Below are 3,907 nucleotides of genomic sequence, written 5' to 3'. Positions count from 1 at the left end.
TGCATCGCCTCCATACCGATGTAATGCATCAAACCAATGCCAGCCGCCATTGCCAGCCCACCCATCTGCACCGCAACCACGTCAAAGCGTTTTTTAGCAAGAATAGAAATGGCAACATAGCTACCGAGTAACGCAGGCACAATGGAAAGCAAGGTCTGCCCTAGATCAAAATGTACCGGTGTTTCCAAGTGAAAGGCATGCATGCCGGTGAAGTGCATCGCCCAAACACCACAACCCATGACGACTGCAGCAACATACATCCAAATGTCTTCGTGCCGCCCCAGCTCTTTGCGCCAACTTCGCTCCACAATCGTCAGCATCGACATCGCCGCCATCACCGCAAACAGCACAGACCAAACAACCAGAGACACATCGTATGAGCCTGCAATCGGCTCAAATACGTCTTGATTCAATTCTGAAAATCGCCAAAATTCCATCATGTCGTTACCAAGGAAGATCAAAGCGAATATAGTCAAGAATTAAGATATTTCTTGGTTAAAAAACACGCTACACTGAAACGAACGGGATTCAGGCACTTCGGCTTACAGTTTCTGGCGAGAGCAGAGGCATTTTGCTCAGAGCGTGCTAGGAGAAAAAGATGGTTGATAAGAAAACATTCGATACCGGGTATTTTACGAATCAACGCATGGAGCGAAGTTTCCACCGAATTTTTGTGCGACGACGTCCATTCTGTTCACCTGAAACGGGCACCCCCGAAGTCTGCAAGCTACCAAGTTTTGTCTTAATTGAAGGTGGCATCATGATTTTGCATGAAGAAGAGTTTCAAAAAGAGCTGCAGGAAGCCTGGGCTGCCTATCAAAAGGCACAAGCAGGTGAGCAAGCAGACCCAAAAGACCAGGACTAGCAAACGCGCTAAAAGAAATGCCTATCTCTAGAAGATTAACCTCTCACCGTCACAAAACACTGCGCGCTCCTATAACTAGATCTCAATGAAGCTCCTCTCAGTAGCAATCAACATAATCAAAATATTAACCACAACCAAAATTGCTTAGACAGCGTACTGTGTACTATCTTCGTTATTAGAAGTTTGGTTTAGCTCTTGCGGCTTTGCCTTTATAAATGTTTAACATTCATTACTAGCCAACAAGTCTCTTTCTGGAGGGCTATCCAAGGTGTTCACAGTCGTACGAGTTTCGGGTCCCATTTTTTACGTTAACCGTTTTGGTGAACGCGTCGAACTACAACGAGGCGATCAAATCGATGAGCACACACTCCTCAATAGCCCTCAAGGCAATCAACTCATTGTTCAAAGCCCGAGCGGACAAGAACTAAGCCTCATTGTTACCGAACCCCAAGAGCTCGGAGTACTCGCCAAAAACAGTACACCCGAACTAGAGACGCCAGCAGAGCCAGCGCAAGAAGCGCCTCCAAGTAGCCAAGCAACCAGCCTCAGGGCGGATGCAGATTCAACACCACAACCAACACCGCAATCTGATGGCCATCACCACGCAGGAGCAACAGTAGAGCGAACCGATTTAAATGTCGCTTTGGATAATAGTTCGACGGGTAAACACACCGATCCGCTAACAGGCTCAGCAGAATTTAGCCCAACATCCCCCGGCAACGAGTCGTTCACCGGAAGCGGCGCCTTGGCAGGAACCAACGGCACAATCAGCAATGCTTCATTAACTGGACAAAGCCCAACCAGTGCACTCTCATCACTCATTGCACAACAGCAACAGGCAGCAACACCCGGCACTCAGGCAAACCAAAATTTACCGATTACAATCACCGGTACCTTTCAGGGCGCAGTGATTGAAGACAACGCAATTGGCGCCACTGGCGCACTGACCATCAATGGCGGGCCAGGTTACTTTCCGGCCCAAAGCTACCAAGGAAAATACGGTGATCTAAGTGTTGATAGTCAAGGAGCATGGCACTACACATTGCACAACAGCGATGGCCAAGTGCAAAGCCTGGAGGATGGCCAACATGCAACAGAACACTTTGCCATACATGCCAGAAACGCCGTCGGTATCGATTTCAGCCACGAGTTTGTTGTGGATGTTACCGGAACGAATGATATCCCAACGATCAACGGTGCAAACGTAGGGGATGTTACGGAAGAATCACAGCTGACGGCGACAGGCCAACTCAGCATCAGCGATGTGGATTCGGGTGAAGCGCATTTTCAATCTGAAACAGTCCAAGGAGCGCATGGCAAATTGTTCATGCAAGAAAATGGCTCCTGGCAATATGAACTCGATAACCAAAGCCCAACGGTCCAAGCTCTGGGACAAAACAGTCAACTGACCGACACGCTGATTATCCATGCAGCAGACGGTACACCGCATAAAATCGATATAAACATTAGCGGCACCAACGACCGCGCCGTGATCTCTGGTACAGATGTGGGCGCAGTCACCGAAGAAAGCCTGCTACAAACGTCCGGCAAACTGGACATTCAAGATACAGATACGGGCGAGGCGCATTTCCAGGCCTCTGATCTTCATGGCCAACACGGGATATTGCATCTGCAAAGCGACGGTTCCTGGAGCTACGATCTCAATAATCAAGACCCCAGCGTTCAAGCGCTTGGCCAGGGCAAGCTGGCGACCGACACGATCACTGTGACGACTGCGGATGGAACCGCGCACAATATCACCATCGTCATATCTGGAACGAATGACGCGCCCACCCTAAATGCTATCTCGGCCACCACCGCGACCGAAGGAGACAAAACACTCACAAGTGGAACCATCACAGCGACCGATATCGACTCTGGTGACACCGCTAGCTTCACCTCCCCTCAGGTTGACGGTTTCACGCTAAACAAGGACGGCAGCTATACCTTTGATCCAACGCATCCGGCCTACAACGGCTTGGCAGATGGTGAAGCTCGTAAAATTACGATTCCAATTACCGTCACCGATAGTGCCGGCGGACAAGACACTCAACACCTTGTTATTACGGTGACAGGCACCAATGACCGTGCCGTAATCACCGGCACAGATACAGGCGCTGTAACAGAAGATCTGAACCCATACGCAAGTGTAAACGGTAATTATGCCTATAAACTGGAGGCGCAAGGGCATATCACGGCGATAGACCCTGATTCAGGCGAGTCCGGCTTTGACTTTTCGACACTCGTGTCCGCGCCGACGCATCCTGAGTGGGCGCCATATACCTCCGCCTTGGGTGGCCAATTAACCATCGATCGCGGGAGCAACTGGCATTACTACATCGACAATCGCAAACCGGAAATCCAGTCGTTGGGGGATGGGCAGACCCTGACAGATACGGTGCAGATCGCCTCGAAAGACGGCACAACCCATACCATCACCATCACGATTCATGGCACTAACGATGCGCCGACCGTTGGCTCTGCCGTTACGCTTACGCAAGGAACAGAAGACACGGCCTATACCTTGCACGCCCGCGATTTATTGGCCAACGCCAGTGATATCGACAAAAACGATGCCGGGCAATTGCATGTTGCGAACCTCAGTGCCGACCATGGCAGTATCACAGACAATCACGACGGTACTTACACCTTCACACCAGACGCAGACTACAACGGCTCGGTGCAATTTTCTTACGAAGTACAAGATGCTCATGGCGGCAGTACGGTAGCGAGCGCTTCACTGGATTTGGCAGCGGTAGCGGATGCGGCTGTCATTACCGGCCAAGATACGGGCTCTATCACCGAAGACCGCAATGTTGGGCATGATTCAGCACAGTCGATCCAGGTAATGGGCTCCCTCTCTGTCACTGACCCGGATGCAGGGCAAGACCATTTCATTGCAACAAACCCGATGGTTCGAAACGAAAAAGTCATCAGCGACCCTTTTCAAGGGGAGTTGCATATTGATCGTCACGGAAACTGGGATTATCGGGTTGCCAACGGCAACTCTGCGCTTCAAGCGCTGAAAGAGGGTGAAACCCG

The 3,907-nt window shown here is 50.6% G+C and carries 3 protein-coding genes; 2 read left to right on the top strand and 1 reads right to left on the bottom strand.

Annotated elements, in window-relative coordinates; genetic code table 11:
• Positions 1 to 440, bottom strand: a 440-nt coding sequence (locus A3750_RS12060; protein ID WP_304440188.1) for an MHYT domain-containing protein, incomplete at its 3' end; no start/stop codon positions are given.
• Positions 441 to 598: 158 nt separating this feature from the next.
• On the opposite strand from A3750_RS12060, the gene A3750_RS12055 reads away from it, so the two are divergent.
• Together A3750_RS12055 and A3750_RS12050 are read left to right on the top strand one after the other, a co-directional pair.
• Positions 599 to 865, top strand: coding sequence for a hypothetical protein (locus A3750_RS12055; protein WP_068458134.1), 267 nt, complete (start codon positions 599 to 601; stop codon positions 863 to 865).
• A gap of 268 nt (positions 866 to 1,133) precedes the next feature.
• Positions 1,134 to 3,907 (top strand): VCBS domain-containing protein (locus A3750_RS12050; protein WP_156498548.1); only part of this gene is annotated, 2,774 nt, incomplete at its 3' end.

Source organism: Oleiphilus sp. HI0079 (assembly GCF_001635105.1).
The sequence above is the reverse complement of the archived record's forward strand: the minus strand, read 5'-3'. Positions and strand labels throughout refer to the sequence as shown.